Genomic DNA, 20216 nt, shown 5'->3' with positions numbered 1-20216 from the left:
TGCAGTACGCCCTGTTTTAAAGCAGTACTATTAGAAGAGTAGTAAAAAGAATATGAATTTAAAAAAACTATTATCAACAGCTATTTTAAGCTTAAGCTTATGCCATGGCGCATTTGCCGCCCCACAGGAAATCGACAGAGTAATTGGCGTTGTAAACCAAGGTGTTATTTTAAAAAGTGAAGTAGACACCATAATCAATCGTGTTAAAAAGCAAGCCGCAGAACAAGGCCAGCAACTTCCTAAAGACGAAACGCTTCGCATACAAGCAGTAGAACGTTTAGTTAACCAAACGCTTATGATGCAAATGGCTGAGCGTATGGGCCTTGAAATTTCAGACAGCCAGTTAGACCAAACTTTAGCTAATATGGCAAAAGATCAAGGCGGCACGATTGCCGATCTTCGTCGTACAATTGAAGCCGCAGGCGAGAGTTTTCAGGCTTACCGAGAAGAAATTCGTAAAGAGATCACCACACAGCAAGTGACTCGCGCCAATGTAGACCGCCGTATCTATATTAGCCAACAAGAAGTAGATAACCTGTTAAAAATAATGGAAAGCCAAGGTCAAAATGCTGAAGAGTACGATATTGGTCATATCCTTATTGATATTCCAAACGATGCAACGCCCGATGAAATCACCAGCGCAAAAACCCGTGCAGACAAAGTTATTGAGCTATTAAACGATGGCCAAGAGTTTAAACGTATTGCAATTTCTTCATCTGGCGGTTCAAAAGCACTCGAAGGCGGACAACTAGGGTACATGGGTATCAACGAAATGCCTTCATTATTTGCTGAGGCTGTAAAAGGTCAAAAGAAAGGCGCGATTGTTGGCCCTCTTCGCTCAGGTGCTGGCTTTCATATAATTAAAGTGCAAGATGTACGTGGTCGCCAACTGGTAGAAACCACTGAAGTTCGCTCTCGTCATATTCTTATCAAACCTTCAATTATTTTAAGTGAAGAAAAAGCGCGCAGCATGCTTGCAGGGTTTGCCAAAGATTTACGCGCAGGAAAAGCTGACTTTGCAGAACTTGCCAAAGAATACTCAGAAGATCCAGGCTCTGCCCTTAAAGGCGGTGAGTATGATTGGACTGACCCTACAACGTATGTACCCGCGTTTAAAGATACTTTGTTATCACTTGATAAAAATCAAATTAGTGAACCATTTAGAACACAATTTGGTTGGCACATAGTACAACTTTTAGATAAACGTGTAGCAGATAAAACTGAGCTAGCTAAACGTAACCGTGCGCACGGCATGTTGTTTAATCGTAAATTTAAAGAAGAAAGTTTTAACTGGCAGCAAGAAATGCGCGAACAAGCCCATGTTGAAATTTTCCCTATAGACGAGTAATTATGACATTACGAATTGCAATTACCCCGGGGGAACCTGCGGGGATTGGCCCTGACTTACTGCTGCGATTAGCGCAGCAACCATGGCAAGCTCAACTGGTCGCTATCGCCGACAAACAGTTATTAAAAGAACGCGCCCAACACTTAGGCCTTAATATTGAACTAATTGATTTTGATGAAAATGCTCCTGCAGCCATTGCGCCTGCAGGTAGCATTTATATTCACCAAGTTGATTTAGGCACTGAGGTTAAGCTAGGTAAATTAGACGACTTAAACGGCCAATACGTACTTGATACCTTACGTATTGCTAGCGAAAAAAACATGGACGGTACATTTGATGCCGTTGTCACCGGCCCTGTTCACAAAGGGATTATTAATAAAGCCGGTATTTCGTTTAGTGGTCACACTGAGTACTTTGCTCAGCAATCTGGCACCTCAGATGTTGTCATGATGCTAGCGACCGAAGGTTTACGTGTTGCCCTTGTAACAACACATATACCGCTGGCTTATGTATCGCGTGCGATTACCCAAGAGCGCCTAACCAAAGTGATTAGTATTTTAAATCATGACTTACAAACGAAATTTGGTATTGAACAACCAAAAATTTTGGTCTGTGGATTAAACCCCCATGCTGGCGAAGACGGTCATTTAGGTACAGAAGAAATAGAAACGATTTCACCTACGCTTGCGCTTTTAAACAGCCAAGGTATGAATTTAATTGGACCGCTTCCTGCCGATACCCTGTTTCAAGATAAATACCTTTCTCAAGCCGATGCCGTGCTTGCTATGTATCACGATCAGGGTTTACCTGTGCTAAAATACAAGGGATTTGGTAACTCGGTAAATATAACCTTAGGTTTACCATTTATCCGCACTTCGGTTGATCACGGTACTGCGCTTGATTTAGCAGGCACTGGTGACGCTGAAGTTGGCAGTTTTGAATTAGCGATCCGCGAAGCAATTAAGCTCGCCCATGAAAAAGCACAAAATCAATGACCGATAAAGTACATTTAGGACACCGCGCCCGTAAACGTTTTGGGCAAAACTTTTTATTTGATGAATCTATCATTGATAAAATAGTCACTGCAATCGATCCTAAGCCACAAGACAACCTAGTAGAGATTGGCCCAGGTTTAGGCGCTATTACAGAGCCTGTTGCCGATTTAAGCGGCCAACTTACCGTTGTAGAGCTAGATAAAGACTTAGCCCAGCGCTTAATTGAGCACCCATTTTTAGGGCCTAAATTAAACGTAAACCAAGGCGATGCAATGAAGTTTGACTTTGCAAGCCTTGTACGCGATGACAAAAAATTAAAAGTGTTTGGTAACCTGCCTTACAATATTTCTACGCCATTACTGTTTCATCTTTTTGAGTTTGCTGATCATATTGAGCACATGCACTTTATGCTGCAAAAAGAAGTTGTAAAACGTATGGTTGCAGGTCCAGGCAGCAAAACATTTGGCCGCTTAAGTGTGATGACACAATATTACTGCCACGCAATGCCTGTGGTTGAAGTTCCGCCAGAATGTTTTAAACCAGCTCCTAAAGTAGACTCAGCAGTTATTCGTCTTATTCCCAAAAAAGCCGAACAACGAACCGCTAAAAGCGTGAAAATTTTAAACACCGTGTGTTTAGAAGCGTTTAATCAGCGCCGTAAAACACTGCGTAACAGCTTAGGCAATTTACTCACCGCTGATGAGCTTACTAGCATTGGTATAGATATTACCTTGCGCGCTGAAAGCCTAACATTACAACAATTTATTGATATAGCTAATTGGATTTATGACAACAAGCAGTAATATTGGCTCTCCTGTAAAGGTCTCTGTAGAGACTTTTTATGTTGAAGGGCAATCTCAGCCTGAGCTAGATAAATATGTTTTTGCCTACTCAGTGACAATTAAAAACCACAGCCTTTGCAGTGCCACGCTTTTAAGTCGCTATTGGTTAATTACCGATGCCAACGGCAAAGAAGTTGAAGTGGAGGGTGAAGGCGTTGTGGGCGAAACCCCTGTGATAGGTCCTGGCGAAACTTATAAATACACCAGTGGCGCAATATTAGACACCCCCGTAGGTACAATGCAGGGGCACTACACATTGCGCAATGAGTTTGGCTCTGAGTTTGAGGCACCTATAAACGTATTCCGTTTAGCGTGTCCTAATATTTTACATTAGTAAAAAGCACAATGGCTGATTACGCAATTGGTGATTTACAAGGCTGCTTTGAAGAGTTTAGTCGCTTACTAAAACGGGTTGATTTTAACCCAAGTAAAGATCACCTTTATTTAGTTGGCGACATAGTCGCACGTGGCCCTGACTCGCTGGCTTGCCTAGATTACATTTACCGCCATCAAGACAGTATGAGTGTAACGTTAGGCAATCATGATTTACACATGATTGCCTGCCATTACCTTAATAAGCCGATAAATCCAAAAGACAAACTCGATGCTATTTTTAATAGTAAAAAACTGCCTCACTATATCGCCTATTTGCAAACCCAACCGCTTGCACTTTATTTAGCGCAGCACCGCAGCTTTATATCGCATGCAGGATTAAACCCTGACTGGTCTATAAAAACCGCACTTAAGCATGCACAGTTTGCTAAGCGTTGTTATCAATCAGCTAATGCTGCCCACTTTTTTAAAAAAATGTATCAGCCACACCCTGCTCTGTGGGATGACGATTTAAACGACTTTGATAAGTTTAGGTACATAGTTAACTATTTTACCCGTATGCGCTTTTTAACCAGTAACAACACGTTAGAGCTTAATGCGAAAGGTGCAATTAACGACAATAAATCGTTAACAGCTTGGTTTGAACATCCTAATATAAAAGCATTAGAAAAAAACTTGATTTTTGGCCATTGGGCCGCTCTTGAAGGGGTTACTCAGCTGAGTCATGTGCACGCGCTTGATACTGGATGCGTATGGGGCGGGGCTTTAACAATGATGGACTTACAAACTAAGCAAAAAATAGTAGAAAAACCTGCGCATTTACCTAAATAAACTGTAAAAACCCACTACATATGTTAAATTTAAATTAATAGAAATTAATTGCTTAACTTATTGGTTAAAAAGCCGATAAGATGTGATTGAAGTACTTTAATTGGAAATCCGTATGAATCTGACAGTAAGCCAACGTATTTGGTGTGGTTTTATATTTATCACCTTATTACTCATAATCATTGGTGGTAACTCTTTAATAAAAATTGCGAGCATTGACCGCTCTACTCAGCAGGTAAACCAGTTATCACTTCCTGCACTAAATAAAAGCTCAGAGCTACAAGCTGAATTTATTTTAATGAGTAAAGCAGCTCAAGCCAGTTTTTATACCACCTCAAGCGCACAGCTCACCCCTATAAAACAAAAAGTACTTGAGCAAAAAGACAAATTTGATTCACTTCATGCTGAACTGCAACGCGTAGTAAAAAACGATGCATCACTGAGCCAAAAAAGCCAAGCAGTAGAAAAAACCTACCTAAGCTTTTTAAGTACAGTAGAAAACTTATTGGCTGATAAAGACAAGCAACTAGCACTAAATAAAACCCTTATAGCACAACTAGAAACAATAGAGATTGCTGCGGAAGATGCTAATTCAGTTGTGCTCGATATTACTGACATTGATAACTTTGAGCAAAATCACCCCCGCGCTTATCAAGCTGCTAATAACCTAGAAAACAACTTTATGTCGGTAGTTAGCAACAGTACCGATATGCTTACTGTAAAAACAACGAACACCTTAGATATTGTTAAAAATGAACAGGCTTACTATCTGGAAGAGGTCATTCGTACCTTAGCTTTAATAAAGCCTGCTATAGAGCAAGACAACAACGATTTATATAGTGATTTACAAGAGTACGTTGATACGTTAGTAGAAAATATAAGTGGAAATAATAGCCTAGCAGCTAACAAGCAACGTCTTATTGACGCCATTGCACTAACCGAAAAAGAACTTGCGCAGTCAGAGCAGGCAACCACAATGGCCCTGTCGCAAATTGACGATTTAGTCACGCAGACAAGTGCTGTCGCTTACAAATTACAAGAAGGCGTCCGTGAGGATGTTGATTCAGCTACTTTGTGGACGTGGGCAGGAATGATCATCGCGACGTTGATTGCAATTGCAATAGCGATTCTTACCGTTAATAGAATTACCAAGCCACTGGCTGAAGTGAATCGAATTTTAGATATTGTGGCCAGCGGTGATATGACCCAACGCTTAGATGACTCTGCCAAAGATGAATTCGGCGAGCTATCAAGAAGCTGCAACACCTTAATAGATAGCCTACGAAGCTTAATTAAGGGTATTATTTCACGCTCAACTCAATTAGCAGCAGCCTCTGAGCAAACATCGGCTATTACCGGTGAATCAAGCCAAGCTATCCGAAATCAACAAGCCCAAGTAGAACAAGCGGCAACTGCCACAACAGAAATGAGCAGCACGTCACAAACAGTTAGTAATAGCGCACAACAAGCCCTTGATGAAATTAAAAATGCTGACAAAGAAGCTGAGCGCGTAAAAGGTATTTCTCATCAAAACAAAGCGACTATTGAGCAACTTGCTCGCGAGGTTGACGATGCAGCCGGTGTTATTAATAAACTTCATCAAGATAGCGCCTCTATAGGCAGTATTTTAGATGTTATACGCGGTATTGCTGAGCAAACCAACCTATTAGCACTTAACGCTGCAATTGAAGCGGCACGTGCCGGTGAATATGGCCGAGGTTTTGCGGTAGTAGCGGATGAAGTACGCTCACTGGCAAGCAAAACGCAAGAGTCGACCCAAGAGATACAATCGATGATTGAATCGCTTCAAAGTGGCGCAGAAGCGGCTGTAACAGCAATGGATAAAGGTAAGCAGCAAGCGGTATCGTGTGTTGAGCAGAGCGATTTAGCAAGCAGCGCATTAGACTCTATTACACTTGCCGTATCGCAAGCACACGACGTAAGCGAAGAAATATCGACCGCAGCGCAAGAGCAGCAACAAGTATCACAAGAAATTAGTGAACGTTTAGAATCAATTGTTGCTATTGCAGAGCAAACTGCAGAAGGCGCAAACCAAACCAACATTTCAAGCTCAGAAGTGGCTAAACTCGCTGAAGAGTTAAGAATCTCGGTAGAAAACTTTAAGGTGTAATACCAATCGTATTACGCCAAAATCAGAGCAATAAAAAACCCGATACTGAGTAACAGTATCGGGTTTTTTATTTTAACGCTTACCTAGCAGCACGTTGGCGATTCCCGCCCACTTTAGGTTTAGTGTTAGCCTTTTTAAATTGGCTAAAGCCAGTATGGCGCGTTAAGGCTGGGCGCCCTCCTCTACCTTTACCTGCGCCTTTGTGTGCTTTTTCATCGCGGCCTTCTTCTGGCACCAAGCAATTTGGGCCTTTACCAATTAAATTGGCTTTCCCCATACTACGCAATGCCTCGCGGATCATTGGCCAACCCGATGGATCGTGATAGCGCAGTATTGCTTTATGTAAGCGACGCTGACGAGCTCCCTTTGGTACAGGCACTTGCTCTTTGTTATTTTTAATATTACGCAGTGAGTTCATTTCTGTATGATAAATAGTGGTCGCATTAGCCATAGGTGATGGATAAAAGTTTTGCACTTGGTCTAACTTAAAGTCATTAGATTTAAGCCACAGTGCCATGTTAACCATGTCTTCGTCTTTTGTACCTGGGTGAGCAGAAATAAAATACGGGATTAAATACTGCTTTTTACCAGCCTCTTTTGAGTACTTATCAAATAGTTCTTTAAATTGATCGTAAGCCCCCATGCCCGGCTTCATCATTTTAGATAAAGGACCATCCTCCGTATGTTCTGGCGCAATTTTTAAATAGCCCCCCACATGATGTGTCACCAACTCTTTAACGTAGCGCGGATCTTGTACGGCTAAATCGTAACGAACGCCTGAGGCTATTAAAATCTTTTTAATACCTTTCACTTCACGGGCTTTTTTATACAAATCGATAGTAGGTGTATGGTCTGTATCCATGTGTTTACAAATATCAGGATAAACACATGAAAGCCGCCTACAAGTGCTTTCTGCTTTTTTACTCGTACAGCGCAGCTTATACATATTTGCTGTTGGGCCGCCTAAGTCAGAAATAACCCCGGTAAAACCAGGCACTTTATCTCGAATCTGTTCTATTTCATCAATAATCGACTCTTGCGAACGACTTTGAATAATACGCCCTTCATGCTCGGTAATAGAGCAGAACGAACAACCGCCAAAACAACCACGCATAATATTAACTGACGTTTTAATCATATCGTAAGCGGGTATTTTTGCATCCCCATAACTTGGGTGCGGTATACGCTGATAAGGTAAGCCAAATACATCATCCATTTCATGGGTTTCGAGCGGAAATGCAGGCGGGTTTACCCAAATATAGCGATCGCCATGGCGCTGAAATAATGCCCGGGCACAGCCTGGGTTTGTCTCTTGGTGCAAAATTCGTGATGCGTGGGCATACAAAGGCTTATTAACACTGACTTGCTCAAATGCAGGCAGTTTAACGTAGGTTTTTTCCCACGGTTTAGGGCGCGCTGGCTGAATAGTAATAGGTTTAGCAGCCTCAGCTTTTAAATCAATACCGGCTTGTTTAAACTCTGATTTACTACACCCTACATCATCTGCGCCATAAGGATTAGGGATTGGATCTATTTTGCCTATTTTATCAATCGCAGTTGAATCACTGCCACGCCAACCCGGTATTGGCTCTTTACGAATAACGGCTGTGCCACGAATATCCTGAATTGTATCCATAGTTTCGCCAGCGGCTATACGGTGGGCCACTTCTACAAGCGGGCGCTCTGCATTACCATAAATAAGGATATCGGCTTTAGAGTCAAATAAAATACTACGACGCACTTTTTCTTGCCAATAGTCGTAATGAGCAATACGACGCAGGCTTGCTTCAATACCACCAATCACAATGGGCACGCCTTTGTATGCTTCGCGTAAACGCTGAGAGTAAATCATCACCGCACGGTCAGGGCGCTTGCCACCTACATTACCTGGCGTGTAGGCATCGTCATGGCGCATGCGTTTTTCAGCCGTGTAACGGTTGATCATCGAATCCATATTACCGGCGGTTACACCAAAAAATAGATTCGGCTTACCAAGTGCCATAAAGGCATCTTTTGATTGCCAGTCTGGCTGAGCAATAATACCGACTCTAAAGCCTTGTGCTTCAAGTACACGGCCAATCACTGCCATACCAAAACTAGGATGATCCACATAAGCATCACCGCTGATTATAATAATATCGCAGCTATCCCAGCCGAGTGCGTCCATTTCTTCGCGAGTTGTAGGTAAAAATGGTGCAGTGCCATAACACTCTGCCCAATATTTTGGGTATGAGAATAGCGCGCGTTCAGCTTTAAGAGAGCTCATAATTTTGGCCATTGAATAACAAAAGGCGCGAATTATATCCTAATACATTGCTTATTTATACAACATTACCTGCGTATATCGCGCCTTGTTAGTATGTGATCTGTTTATATTAGTCTTTTTTATTTCGCTCTTTTATAAACTCTAACAGTTCTTGCTCGGGCATGGGCTTAGCATACATAAAACCTTGTACTTCATCGCACCCTAAGTTTTTTAAAAACTCTGCCTGTTGCTGTGTTTCTACACCTTCAGCAATTGTTTTCAGACCTAATTTAGCGCCAAGCGACACCACCAAAGCAGCAATAGCGCCGGTGTCGTTATCGGGCAAGTCTTTTACAAAAGCGCGGTCAATTTTAAGTCTATCAAGCGGTAAGCTTTGTAAGTAACTCAACGAAGAAAAGCCCGTTCCAAAGTCATCAATCGCTACTTCAACGCCTAACTCTTTTAACTCTTTTAAGGTATTGATCACGGTTTCTAGTTCATCCATCACCACACTTTCAGTGACTTCTAATTCGATATTACAAGGTTTAACGTCATACTTTTGTAAAGTGTTTTTTACTGTTGTCGCGTAGCCCTTTACCTTAAATTGCGGCACAGATACGTTTACAGCAATGCAAATTTCTTCACCCAACGCTTCTAAACGTTTTTGCTGCTGACATGCTTGCTCTAACACCCATTGGCCAATATCAACAATTAAACCGGCGTCCTCTGCTAATGGCACAAACACAGCTGGCGATATAAACGAGCCATCTTCTGATGGCCAACGCAGTAAGGCTTCGCAACCAATTAACGATAAATTATCGAGGGAAAGTTGCGGCTGATACCAAACCTGTAACTTTTCTCTGGCAAAGTCATGGCGTAACTGCCTAATAATACCTAAGCGCCAGGCCATTTTATCTTGCATATCAACTTCGTAGTAAACCCCTTCTTTGCATTTAAGCTTTTTAGCTTGATTAAGCGCAATATAAGCAACTTTGAGTGTGTCTAAACCTGTGCTTTGAAAGTCTTGCTGCTGACATAAACCAATTCTAAAATCGATGGGCAAAATATGCTCACCAGCTTTAAAAGGTACATTCAGTACATCGTTAAATTGTTCGAGATTAAATTCTGTTTGGCGAATAATAAAGCCGAAAACATCCGCACCAATACGTGATAGTAGCTTTGCGTCGGGGTAAGCGTCTTTAAGCCTTTTTACGATTTCAATGAGTAAATGGTTGCCAATTTCTTGCCCTAAGCCATTATTGATATCTGCAAAACCAATTATATCAATTAATACAAAAACATAGTCATTCACATGTGGTTTTTGATAACGCTCCACCCGCTCAATAAAATTAGTACGGTTAGAAATACCTGTAAGTACATCTTTGTAGGCTGCATCCCTAAGCTTTACAAACAGCCTAACGTTATCAAGGGCTACACTCACATTAGTAAGAAAAATCTCTGCAAATTGTAGCTGTGCTTCACTTGGTTTATGCTCACACGCTAAATAAATGGCAGCCTGACGATGCTTACTTTTTACAATAAAGGTCATGCTTGAGTCGCTTTGTGTATGCTTTGCAGTTTCAAAACATTGCTCAACTTGCTCTAAGGCCATACTGTCTACATTAATAAGCTTTTCACCAAAGTAGCTTTCATAATGACCGCTTCCTCCAAGCACCTGTATATGGTTTTCGCCATCAAGTTTACTGCACACTAGCCCAACCTGCTGGGACTCTAAAATAATGCCTAAGTGTTTAATAATTTCTTTGCACAGTACTTTAATATCGGTGAGACCTAAAATAGACTTTGATGCCGAAACAATAGTGTTCATCGCATCACTTTGATACTCAAGCTTGCATACTTGCTCGTAAGAGCGTATCGCTGTAATGAGCGATGTCACAAGCTTTGAACGGGTCAGCTCGGTTTTTGTTTTATAGTCGTTAATGTCGTATTCGCGAATTACTTTTTCTTCTGGGGTGTTACCCGCTTGGCCTGTACGTAAAATAATTCGTACATGTTGATTATTAAGCTCTTCGCGTACACGCTTAACAACTTGTAAACCCGCATCATCAGATTCCATCACTACATCTAAAAATATGACAGATATTGTATTATTGTTTTTGAGTATTTCGATGGCTTCGCTGCCGGAATATGCATCATGAAAACGTAGCCCTGCTCCCCAAAACTCTACGCCCGACAACGCGAGCTTAGTCACTGAATGTATTTCAGGATCGTCATCAACGATCAAAACATCCCAAAAGTCAGATACCTCTGGGGTTATTTCTTCTTCGCTGTCTGGCGCTAAAAATAAAAAATCGCTTTGTTCTGACGACATTATCTTCCCTTTATCAGTTTTAATGCTTAAATAACCTCATACCTATGTACTAAAAATATATTTTTTGGTTTATAGGCTAATTCATACTATAGTCGATTAATAAAAAGTTGTTATATTTCAAACTAAAAAACTCGTAAAAGGTGTGCATATTAAATTTTTTAAAACCCTAATAAAAACGCTCTCATTGTTAATTTTAGTGGCTATTTTGATTGGTTTAACGCTTCCGCAAAATTACAGCGTCAATAAAAGCATACAAATAAATGCCAAAGTAGAAACTGTTAAATCGCTCGTGTCAGACTTTAGCCTATGGCATACATGGTCACCTTGGGGCAAAGTAGACCCAAGCATTCGTTTTGCGCTCGGCGAGCCCATCAGAGGTATAGGCGCGCATCAATCGTGGCAAAGCGATTGGGGATACGGTGAAATGACCATTACTTCGCTTTCAAAAAATAGAATGACCTTTAATGCGCTTTTAAAAAATGAACATATTATTGAAGGTGAAATTACCTTTAACGAAGTAGAAGATAGGGTAAATGTAACTTGTAAAATTAATGGCCAAACAAACGCCCCGCTAATCTCAGGTTATCTATCGATTTTAAGCGAGTACGTATTAAACAATACGGTGTCGCTTGGCTTAAATAACTTACAAACAGTGGCGCAATTACGCGACCAAAAAACTCAGCTGGATACAAATGACAGTAAAATCAGCCCAAGCGAGAATTAATCTTGCTAATATAATTGAGTCTTTACTTGGCTACCCTGTAAAAAAAATAACCAGCAATACCGGGCAACCAAGTACAAATCAAAGTTACGGTTCGAAAGGCGATCTAAACCCGCTTTATCACATAAATAGTGATAACCCTATTTTAGCGCGCGCCCAAAAGCGCCAAGATTTACTGCTTATAAAACAGCAACAAAACATAGAAACCATTTTAGCTAAAGCCATGGAATTTTGCCCCGACGTGGCAAGTAATAAGCAACCCGATGCCGACTGGATTGAGCGCTTTATTGCCCTATGTGAAGACACCTCTAACGAGTCAATGCAAACATTGTGGGCTAAAATTTTAACTGGTGAGACACTCAACCCAGGTACTTTTTCTATAAAAAGCTTACAAACACTCAAACACATGACCCAACGTGAAGCAGATGCATTACAAAAATGTGTATCGCTGAGCAGCTACAACGCAAAAGATGACAGCCACTTTATTTTATTAGGGTTTTATAAAAAGCCATCGCTTTTTGACTTGTTACGAAAAGGTAATAAGGTGTCGCTTAATTTAGGAAAAACGGGGATCAGCTTTCCTGATATTCTAACGCTTATGGATCTTAATTTACTCTACAGAAAAGAGATAGAATCGGCGGTATTAAAAGCAGGCCAAGAACTCACCCTGTCGTTTTTATCGCAAAAAGTGACATTAAAAGCTAAAAGCAGTGACTTGGTATTAAGCTATTATAAGTTTACGCAAACTGGCGATGAGCTTTCTAAACTCATAAACTACCCTATAAATAAGGTGTATAAGCAATTAATTAATAATGCACTGGAGGGTGAGTTTGATTTAACGTGGCATGCTAATAAATAGCACACCACGTTATAAGCTCACTAATTAAAAGTGAACCTGAATACCCGCAAATGGGCCTGATGCGTCAATATCGGTATTAATATCGTCAACATCATCAAGCTCAAGCGTCATAGAACGGTAACCCGCTTTAACTGCAACATCTACAGCCAGGTTATCAATAAGTTCATACGCTACGCCTACTTGATAGTCTTGTACTTTGCTATCGTCGATAGCTAAAAAGCTGCCTTCAAAAAACACACTTAAACCTGTAAAGGGTAAGCCTGCTTCAGCGCGGCCGTACGCAAGTGGTACAAAACCTGAAAAATCAACAGTTTCAGAGAAGTTAGTACCACCTTGCTGAGTAGTACCAGTGACAACAACGTCACCGTCAAACTGCTTTGCGTTTAAGCCTAAATCAATTGAAATTAAATCGTTATCAAAAATTTCGTAATAAAGAATGTAATCAATATGAGTTAAATCACTTAATGTGTTTGCCGTTGTACCAACCACATAATCTGAGCCATTAAAGCTAAACGTATCAGTAAGGGTTGCAGAACCATTAAGTTCAAGCTCTGTATATTTAAGCTTTAGGTTAGGAACTAATGGCACTGGGTGTTCTAGCGCCGCATAGTAGCTAATAAAAGTTTCGTCTTCAAAATTAAAATCTTGTGGTGCGTTATCTTTGTAAGAAAACTGACCGTCATTATCTGACTGCCAGCCATCAACACCTACATATAAACCTAATAAAGTGTCTGCCTGTGCTGCAGGGGCTAAACATGCCATGGAAAGGGCAGCTGCTAAACAATACTTTTTCATTTTTTATCCTTGAGCTAGTAGTTCGCTAAGTTCGATTAAAGCCGCATTGGCTCTTGAAATATAATTTGCCATTACTAAAGAATGATTTGCTACAAAGCCAAAGCCATTCCCATTTAAAATCATTGGGCTCCACACGGTTTCTTGTGTTGCCTCAAGCTCACGTATAATTTGCTGTAAGCTTACACGGGCGTTTTTCTTTTCAAGTACATCTGCAAAGTCGTATTCAACCGCTTGTAAAAAGTGTAATAACGCCCACGTTGCACCACGCGACTCGTAAAATACATCGTCTATTTCCCACCACGACGTCCTTACTTGTTGCTGAAGTGGTGAATAGGTTGCCTGCGTGTTAGATGAGTTACCTGCTAAATCAGTATTTACCTTGTCTTGGCCAACACTTGCACTTAAACGCTGGCTTAAACTACCTAAACGCTTTTCGGCTTCTTTTAACCAGCTACGTAGGTTATCTGCACGTGAGTAAAATTGACTATCTCGCTCATGCTCGTTAGCAATTTGTGAGCGGTATACTACTAAATAGTCAATTCCCTTTTGGTACTCTCCCTCGGCACTTGGCCAAGCCCATGCCTCAGAGCTAATATTAAACTGCGGCTGCGCTTTTTTAAGCGCTTCATGTTCGGTTGATTGCGACTGCGAACGGCTAAAATCTTTACGCATAGATAGGGCTAAATCACGCACCATTTCAAGCGCGCCATATTCCCATGCAGGCATATCATCCATTATCACACTTGGGGGCATTACATCGTTTGATAAATAGCCACCTTGCTTATCAAGTAAAGTGCTAGCAACAGTAATGAGTGTTGTGGTTGTTGTGTAGCCCGTTACCATTTTTTCACTACGCGCTTGTGCCGTCTCTTTTGCATGAGTAACCACGTTAAAGCGTGCCGGCTCAATACTCCAATAAACAGCAATAGCGTAAAAAATAATAAGCAGCGCAATCAATGCACCAGCTATTTTTCCTTTGTGTTGCGACATTTATCCTCCTAGTGATGAGCGTGTTGTTTTTTAGATGGCTTAGAATTCGCGGCTTGCGCTTCAAGTGAGACCACCTGAGCATTAGTAAACAAGCGATTACCGTCACTAAAATATAGCGTGAGTTTACGTTCTTGCCCTACTTTTAGTGGTTCTTGTGGATCAAATACCATTAAATGGTAACCACCAGGCTGAAAGCTTAAACTTTCATGGCCCTTAATGGTAACAGCGTTAACTTGTTGCATTTTCATCATACCATTGACATGTGTATGCTCATGAATCTCTACTCTGCCTAAACCTTCAATGGTTGCTTTGGTTAATTTAGCAACACCGCCACCGTGGTTAGAAATTGTTAAATAGCCAACACTCGATTTACTGCCAGGCAAAAACGCTCTTACTTGCGCATGGCTTACTTCAAGTTTAGCTTCGTCTGTATCGTGGCTGTGCCCAGCATGTGCAGCAACCGATGACGAAAACACATTAAACATTAACGCCGAGGCCATAAAAAAGCACTGCTTCATCATCGCTTTGTTCCTTGTGAAAGCATAAATTTCACTTTAAATTTAACATAGTTAACTAATAATAGTCAGTTAAATTAAGGCTCAAGAGGTTACTTTTTTGTTATCGAGCACCAACCAACACAGTACAGCTACAAATAATAAAGGCCACGCTATCATTACCGAGCCAAATAACAGCGCCAAAATGGTGCCAACTAATGCAACAACCCCTGCGCCAATTAACCCCATGGTTATTAAAGCCATAACAGCTACTACAGCAATAATGGCAACTAATACGCCGGCCAACTCTAGTCCTACCCAGCTCATATCTGCAATCCACAACGGGAACTGCCATGAATCAAAATGTATTAACGACACCGCATCAGTAAAAAGTAATACATAAACAACAACACATATTGCTAAGGTTTTCATATCCCTCTCCTAATACGCCCGCTCTTCAAGGCAACAATGAGCTATAAAGTAACCAAGCGCCACTGCAAACGGAAAACTGATAAATAATAAAATAGTCACTAAGCGTGTTGACCACACCGGAAAATCAAGGCGACGCGCTAAACCACTACAAACGCCCGATATTTTTTTATTAAGCGAGTCTTTGTACCAACCACGCTGTGTTTTAAAGTTATTCATACTCAACTCCCTAGGCGTTTGGCACTGTTGTATTGATATTATTATGTTTAACACTGGCTTTTAAACGAGCCAGCTCTGCATCTATTTTTTCATTTTTTTCTAAAGACGCTATTTGCTCAGCGGTTGAACGTGCCGTATGTGTAAGTTCATAAGCATCAACTTGTGCCTCTATGCCTTCCACTTTTTGCTCTATCATTTCAAAGCGAGACAAGGCATTGGCAACATTGTCGCTGTGTAATTGCATATTCACTTTTTCACGTGCAACAACAATATCGTGGCGTTTTATTAATTGCGCTTGTTTAGTTTTAGCGTGCGCCATTTTTTGTTGTAAACGTTCACAATCCGCTGTAATTTTCTTTATCGACTCTTTAAGCTCATCTAGCTGCGTGCTTTTTTCAGCAATTTTGTCGTGTACTTGTTGTTTTTCTAACAAGGCAGACTTGGCTAAATCATCACGGTTTTTAGCAACGGCAAGCTCTGCCTTTGTTTGCCATGAGGTTAAATCTTTTTGTTTTTGTGCGATTTGGCGTTTAAGCGTTTTTTCTTCACACAGTAAGGCAGCAGCAGTGCTTCTGCACTCATTTAATGCCTCTTGCATTTCACTTAACATAAGGTTGAGAAGCTTTTCAGGGTCTTCAGCTTTATCTAGCATGGCTGCTATATTTGATTTGATAACGTCATTTACGCGATTAAATACACTCATTGTTTTGTCCCATTGTTTTAATTGATAACAACAAGACGATTCCAAGAGTTATGCCAAACTCTTAAAAAATAAATATTATACTTTCAAAACATACACTTAAAATTTAAAAGGTGTCATTGCAAGTGACCATAAGCTGAACATAGAAAAGTGTAATTAACTAATATTTTGATCTTTTGACTAAATTTTAGGATCAAAAAAGCCACTAAAAAGTGGCTTAATTTAAAATTTATACGGCTTAAGTTTATTCGGGTACAAAACTCAATGCTTTATCCATAACCGACAAATCAGCCTGTTTACCATGGCCATTTTCTGAAAGGTGACGTCTAAATCCGCGCGCCCCAGGCTGCCCCTGAAAAATCCCCAACATATGACGTGCTATATGCCAAAAATTAGCACCTAAACGCATTTCTTCTTCGATGTAATCGTACATAGCACGCACCACATCGTGACGCGTTTGGGTATTAGCCACCTCACCGTAAATTTTTTCATCCACTTCATTAAGCATAAATGGGTTGCTATATGCTTCGCGGCCAATCATAACGCCGTCTATGTGCGCTAAATGCGCAAGGCTTTCTTCAATCGTTTTAACACCGCCGTTAATACTTAAATCGAGCTGTGGGTAGTCTTTTTTTAGCTGATAAACACGTGGGTAATCAAGCGGCGGGACTTCACGGTTTTCTTTAGGACTTAAGCCATTCAACCACGCTTTACGGGCATGAATAATAAAGTCATCACAGCCAACTTTATGGCTAGCTTCAATTAACGCGCATAAAAACTCATACGAGTCTTGTTCATCAATACCAATGCGCGTTTTTACCGTAACCGGAATATCTACTTCGCTTTTCATTGCTGCAACACATTGTGCAACCAGATCAGGCTCAGCCATTAAGCAAGCACCAAAGCGCCCGTTTTGTACCCTATCTGATGGGCAGCCTACATTTAGGTTAATTTCATCGTAGCCACGCTCACCCGCAAGTCTTGCACATTTAGCAAGCGCATCGGGGTCTGAGCCACCCAGTTGCAAAGCAACCGGCCCTTCGTGTTGATTAAAGTGTAAGTAATCGCCACGCCCAAATAAAATAGCCCCTGTGGTGATCATCTCAGTGTATAAAACAGCGTGCTTAGTCATCTTACGATGAAAAGTACGGCAATGACGATCTGTCCAATCTAACATTGGGGCAACTGAAAAGCGCCTGTTTAACGTAGGGTTATCTGATGTGCGTTTTTGCAATGTAAAAGCCTCGGGGATTATAAGTAAATGCGCCCATAAAAAGGCGCTGTATTCTACACAAAAGCCTAATTAGCATCAATGTTAGCTGTATATTTGTAAACCAAAATAATGCGCAATACCATTGAGTATATTTGTCACAGCCACTGAGCTTAAAATTAACCCCATGATTCTACTTATAATGCTTGCGCCACTGTCGCCGATTAACTTATGCACGTGATTTGCGAGTAACAAAAGTACAAGTACAACAACAAGTACAGCCAGCATCATCGACGATGTAGTAACTTGCTCAACCCACGTATATTCTTCGTTGCGCGTCATCAGTACAGCGCCTAGCATAGCACCAGGACTAGCTATAGAGGGAATTGCTAACGGAAAAATAGCGGTTTCTGTGCTGTCACGTACACTTTTAATTTCAGACTCGGGCTTACTTTCACCAAAAATCATTGAAAGCGCAAAAATAAGCAATACAATGCCACCGGCTATTTGAAACGCCGAGAGCGGTATTTCAATTGCATTTAACAGTTGCTCGCCAGCTATAACAAAAAACAGTAAAACCACTGCAGATACGCCTACCGCTTTGAAAACAACTTTTCGTTTAAACTTTTCATCCTCCCCGCGTGTCACAGCAATAAATACAGGCACTGTACCTATCGGGTCTATCACCGCAAAAAAGAAAATAAATATAGCTATTAATTCATGCATTAATGGGCTTCCTAGATAAAAAGTGTTTAATAAAAACGCTGCAAGTACAACACAGTATGTTAGTATATCACGGTAGCGTAAGGATAAGAGAATGATGAATATAGAATCACTCGTAAGTAAAGCAAAACAAGTTTGTGACAACCGCGGCGCGCGTTTTACGCCAATCCGCGAAAAAGTTTTTCGTTTGTTAGCCAGCGCGCAAGGTGGCGTAGGTGCATACGATTTACTCGAGCAATTAAAAATGACAGAGTCAGGCGCAAAACCTGCAACGATTTATCGTGCACTAGACTTTTTATCAGAGCTGGGGTTTATTCACAAAATAGAAAGCACCAATGCATTTATGCTTTGTCATCACTTTGATCATATTCATCCTGTGCAGCTATTAATTTGTGACACTTGTGGTTTTGTAAAAGAGCTGCACTCTACCGTTATTTCTCACGAACTGAACAACTTAGCAGCAGAAAGCGGTTTTGTTGTATCAGGACAAACTATTGAAGCACATGGTAAGTGTGAGTCTTGTAGAAGCTAAACCCAAAGTTTGTTTTAAAGCTATACTCATATACAGATAGCCACTTTAGCACCAATTTTAAGAGTACCGAACATGAATGTTGAGTTCATTAATCCATTTTTATCTTCTTTGATCAATGTGTTATCTACAATGGCACAAACCGAGTTAAAACCAGGTAAACCGCGTATCAAAACAGACGAAGTCGCCTGTGGAGATGTTTCAGGTTTAATTGGCATGGTGGGCGCGCAAACACGTGGCTCATTTTCAATTACCTTTGATGAAAACTTAGCCCTAACCATTATGGAACGCATGCTTGGTGAGCGCCCTGACGGTATTGATGATGAAGTAACTGATATGGTTGGGGAAATTACTAATATGGTAACTGGCGGCGCTAAAAATTTACTCGGCGAAAAAGGCTATGATTTCGATATGGCAACTCCGATTGTTGTCGCTGGTAAAGGCCACATCATCACACATAAAAGTAAAGGCAAAAAAATAATTATGCCATTTAGCTGCGATGCGGGTGATGCGAATATAGAAGTTAGCTTTGATAAATTATGAGCTGGCAACAAACTCAAATAACCTTAAAACCGCGCGCCCGAGGATTTCATCTAATTGACGATGAAATTCTTGCCCAATTAAATGAGCTTACTAACTATAAAGTAGGCCTATTGCATTTATTTATTCAACACACCTCGGCAAGTTTAACCATAAACGAAAACGCCGATCCAACAGTGCGCATGGATATGGAAAGCCACTTCAACCATTTTGTACCTGAGCGCCAGTCTTATTACCGCCATGATTACGAAGGCGACGATGACATGCCAGCCCATATAAAAACCAGCACGCTAGGGTGCGAGCTAAGTATCCCTATCAGCAACGGACGTTTAGCGCTAGGTACATGGCAAGGTATTTACTTAGGCGAGCATCGTGACGCTGGCGGTGCAAGACGTATTATAGCGACCTTGCAAGGCGAAACCTTTTAACCTTGTATTGACCTCCCCTCCCTTACTTTTACCCGCGTCACTTCGCATTATTTAAAATTCTTTATACCGCGCGGCGGCATGTTGCCACGCATATTTAATGGCTTCATAGGACCTTACGTAAAACAACTAAGCTATTTTTAGGTAAAAAGTATATCTATAGCTAGGCTAAAATTTGCTATTTAGTCGTTCTCGGCAATTGTTCCTGCATTGCTCTACCTTCTGCATCCATGCAGCCGTAAATGAGGTCTTTTTAACTTTGGTAGTGGCACGTTTAGCACCGCAAAATGATTAAGTATTATTGCTCATTGTCATTCTTTAATTATTTTTTGTACTGCTAGATTAAAAGCTCAATGCAATATAACCATTATGAATAAATTGCGTAGGTAAGATAAAAATATTGTTTTAAGACGTTTTTGTTTTAGTGGGGTATTTAGAGAGATTGGAGCGGCACACGAGGCTCGAACTCGTGACCTCGACCTTGGCAAGGTCGCGCTCTACCAACTGAGCTAGTGCCGCTTTATAGTT

Annotated in this window: 21 protein-coding genes and 1 tRNA gene; 11 read left to right on the top strand and 11 right to left on the bottom strand. The window is 40.9% G+C overall.

Translation table 11 applies throughout. The features are described from left to right. Positions 1-52: 52 nt before the first annotated feature. From surA to AN391_RS16435, 6 genes are all read left to right on the top strand, one after another. Positions 53-1348, top strand: coding sequence for a peptidylprolyl isomerase SurA (gene surA, locus AN391_RS16460; RefSeq protein ID WP_055016406.1), 1296 nt, complete (start codon positions 53-55; stop codon positions 1346-1348). Positions 1349-1350: 2 nt separating this feature from the next. Then, positions 1351-2343, top strand: a complete 993-nt coding sequence (gene pdxA, locus AN391_RS16455; protein ID WP_055016405.1) for a 4-hydroxythreonine-4-phosphate dehydrogenase PdxA — start codon at positions 1351-1353, stop codon at positions 2341-2343. Further along, positions 2340-3146 carry a 16S rRNA (adenine(1518)-N(6)/adenine(1519)-N(6))-dimethyltransferase RsmA gene (gene rsmA, locus AN391_RS16450; RefSeq protein ID WP_004585856.1) on the top strand — a complete coding sequence of 269 codons (807 nt, stop codon included), beginning with the start codon at positions 2340-2342 and terminating at the stop codon, positions 3144-3146. Before pdxA ends, rsmA begins: the two co-directional genes overlap by 4 nt. Further along, the gene (apaG, locus tag AN391_RS16445; RefSeq protein ID WP_055016404.1) at positions 3130-3519 is read left to right on the top strand and encodes a Co2+/Mg2+ efflux protein ApaG; all 390 of its coding nucleotides are present in this window, start codon (positions 3130-3132) and stop codon (positions 3517-3519) included. Before rsmA ends, apaG begins: the two co-directional genes overlap by 17 nt. Positions 3520-3530: 11 nt before the next feature. Beyond that, the gene (locus AN391_RS16440) at positions 3531-4349 is read left to right on the top strand and encodes a symmetrical bis(5'-nucleosyl)-tetraphosphatase (RefSeq protein WP_055016403.1); all 819 of its coding nucleotides are present in this window, start codon (positions 3531-3533) and stop codon (positions 4347-4349) included. A 112-nt stretch (positions 4350-4461) separates the two neighbouring features. Next, on the top strand, positions 4462-6477 hold the full coding sequence (locus tag AN391_RS16435; RefSeq protein ID WP_055016402.1) for a methyl-accepting chemotaxis protein: 2016 nt from the start codon (positions 4462-4464) through the stop codon (positions 6475-6477). A gap of 79 nt (positions 6478-6556) precedes the next feature. Here AN391_RS16435 and AN391_RS16430 read toward each other — a convergent pair whose 3' ends face one another. Continuing rightward, on the bottom strand, positions 6557-8743 hold the full coding sequence (locus AN391_RS16430) for a YgiQ family radical SAM protein (RefSeq protein WP_055016428.1): 2187 nt from the start codon (positions 8741-8743) through the stop codon (positions 6557-6559). A 109-nt stretch (positions 8744-8852) separates the two neighbouring features. Then, positions 8853-11054: an EAL domain-containing protein gene (locus tag AN391_RS16425; RefSeq protein ID WP_055016401.1), complete on the bottom strand. Its 2202-nt coding sequence runs from the start codon at positions 11052-11054 to the stop codon at positions 8853-8855. Between the two features lie 142 nt (positions 11055-11196). Between AN391_RS16425 and AN391_RS16420 the strand changes: the two genes are divergently transcribed. Both AN391_RS16420 and AN391_RS16415 read left to right on the top strand, forming a co-directional pair. Further along, positions 11197-11778, top strand: coding sequence for an SRPBCC family protein (locus AN391_RS16420; RefSeq protein WP_082429344.1), 582 nt, complete (start codon positions 11197-11199; stop codon positions 11776-11778). Beyond that, complete coding sequence (locus AN391_RS16415; RefSeq protein WP_055016400.1) at positions 11747-12634, top strand: TIGR03899 family protein; 888 nt, start codon at positions 11747-11749, stop codon at positions 12632-12634. Before AN391_RS16420 ends, AN391_RS16415 begins: the two co-directional genes overlap by 32 nt. 24 nt (positions 12635-12658) lie before the next feature. Here AN391_RS16415 and AN391_RS16410 read toward each other — a convergent pair whose 3' ends face one another. The 8 genes from AN391_RS16410 to AN391_RS16375 form a co-directional block, all read right to left on the bottom strand. Next, positions 12659-13429: a TIGR04219 family outer membrane beta-barrel protein gene (locus AN391_RS16410; RefSeq protein WP_055016399.1), complete on the bottom strand. Its 771-nt coding sequence runs from the start codon at positions 13427-13429 to the stop codon at positions 12659-12661. Positions 13430-13432: 3 nt separating this feature from the next. Continuing rightward, positions 13433-14419 carry a DUF2333 family protein gene (locus AN391_RS16405; protein ID WP_055016398.1) on the bottom strand — a complete coding sequence of 329 codons (987 nt, stop codon included), beginning with the start codon at positions 14417-14419 and terminating at the stop codon, positions 13433-13435. 8 nt (positions 14420-14427) lie between these two features. Continuing rightward, positions 14428-14940, bottom strand: a complete 513-nt coding sequence (locus tag AN391_RS16400) for a copper chaperone PCu(A)C (protein ID WP_055016397.1) — start codon at positions 14938-14940, stop codon at positions 14428-14430. A 78-nt stretch (positions 14941-15018) separates the two neighbouring features. Further along, positions 15019-15345: a hypothetical protein gene (locus tag AN391_RS16395; protein WP_055016396.1), complete on the bottom strand. Its 327-nt coding sequence runs from the start codon at positions 15343-15345 to the stop codon at positions 15019-15021. Between the two features lie 9 nt (positions 15346-15354). Further along, complete coding sequence (locus AN391_RS16390; protein WP_055016395.1) at positions 15355-15561, bottom strand: PspC domain-containing protein; 207 nt, start codon at positions 15559-15561, stop codon at positions 15355-15357. Positions 15562-15571: 10 nt separating this feature from the next. Beyond that, positions 15572-16264, bottom strand: coding sequence for a PspA/IM30 family protein (locus AN391_RS16385; protein WP_055016394.1), 693 nt, complete (start codon positions 16262-16264; stop codon positions 15572-15574). A gap of 241 nt (positions 16265-16505) precedes the next feature. Continuing rightward, a complete protein-coding gene (gene dusA / locus AN391_RS16380; protein WP_268795591.1) occupies positions 16506-17495 on the bottom strand; it encodes a tRNA dihydrouridine(20/20a) synthase DusA in 990 nt (329 codons plus the stop codon). Positions 17496-17576: 81 nt separating this feature from the next. After that, positions 17577-18197, bottom strand: a complete 621-nt coding sequence (locus AN391_RS16375) for a MarC family protein (RefSeq protein ID WP_055016393.1) — start codon at positions 18195-18197, stop codon at positions 17577-17579. 94 nt (positions 18198-18291) lie between these two features. Here AN391_RS16375 and AN391_RS16370 point away from each other — a divergent pair, with 94 nt between their 5' ends. The 3 genes from AN391_RS16370 (at position 18292) to AN391_RS16360 (ending at position 19691) form a co-directional block, all read left to right on the top strand. Then, positions 18292-18726 carry a transcriptional repressor gene (locus AN391_RS16370; RefSeq protein ID WP_055016425.1) on the top strand — a complete coding sequence of 145 codons (435 nt, stop codon included), beginning with the start codon at positions 18292-18294 and terminating at the stop codon, positions 18724-18726. Positions 18727-18798: 72 nt separating this feature from the next. Next, positions 18799-19266, top strand: coding sequence for a chemotaxis protein CheX (locus AN391_RS16365; protein ID WP_055016392.1), 468 nt, complete (start codon positions 18799-18801; stop codon positions 19264-19266). Continuing rightward, positions 19263-19691 carry a secondary thiamine-phosphate synthase enzyme YjbQ gene (locus AN391_RS16360; RefSeq protein ID WP_055016391.1) on the top strand — a complete coding sequence of 143 codons (429 nt, stop codon included), beginning with the start codon at positions 19263-19265 and terminating at the stop codon, positions 19689-19691. The genes AN391_RS16365 and AN391_RS16360 overlap by 4 nt, the downstream gene beginning before the upstream one ends. Positions 19692-20131: 440 nt before the next feature. On the opposite strand, the gene AN391_RS16355 is transcribed toward AN391_RS16360, so the two are convergent. Next, a tRNA-Gly gene (locus AN391_RS16355) sits at positions 20132-20207 on the bottom strand. Positions 20208-20216 lie beyond the last annotated feature (9 nt).

Origin of the sequence: Pseudoalteromonas sp. P1-13-1a, from assembly GCF_001401875.1 — a bacterium.
GTDB lineage: Bacteria > Pseudomonadota > Gammaproteobacteria > Enterobacterales > Alteromonadaceae > Pseudoalteromonas.
Note: the sequence above shows the minus strand (reverse complement) of the source record. Positions and strands in the feature narration are given on the sequence as shown.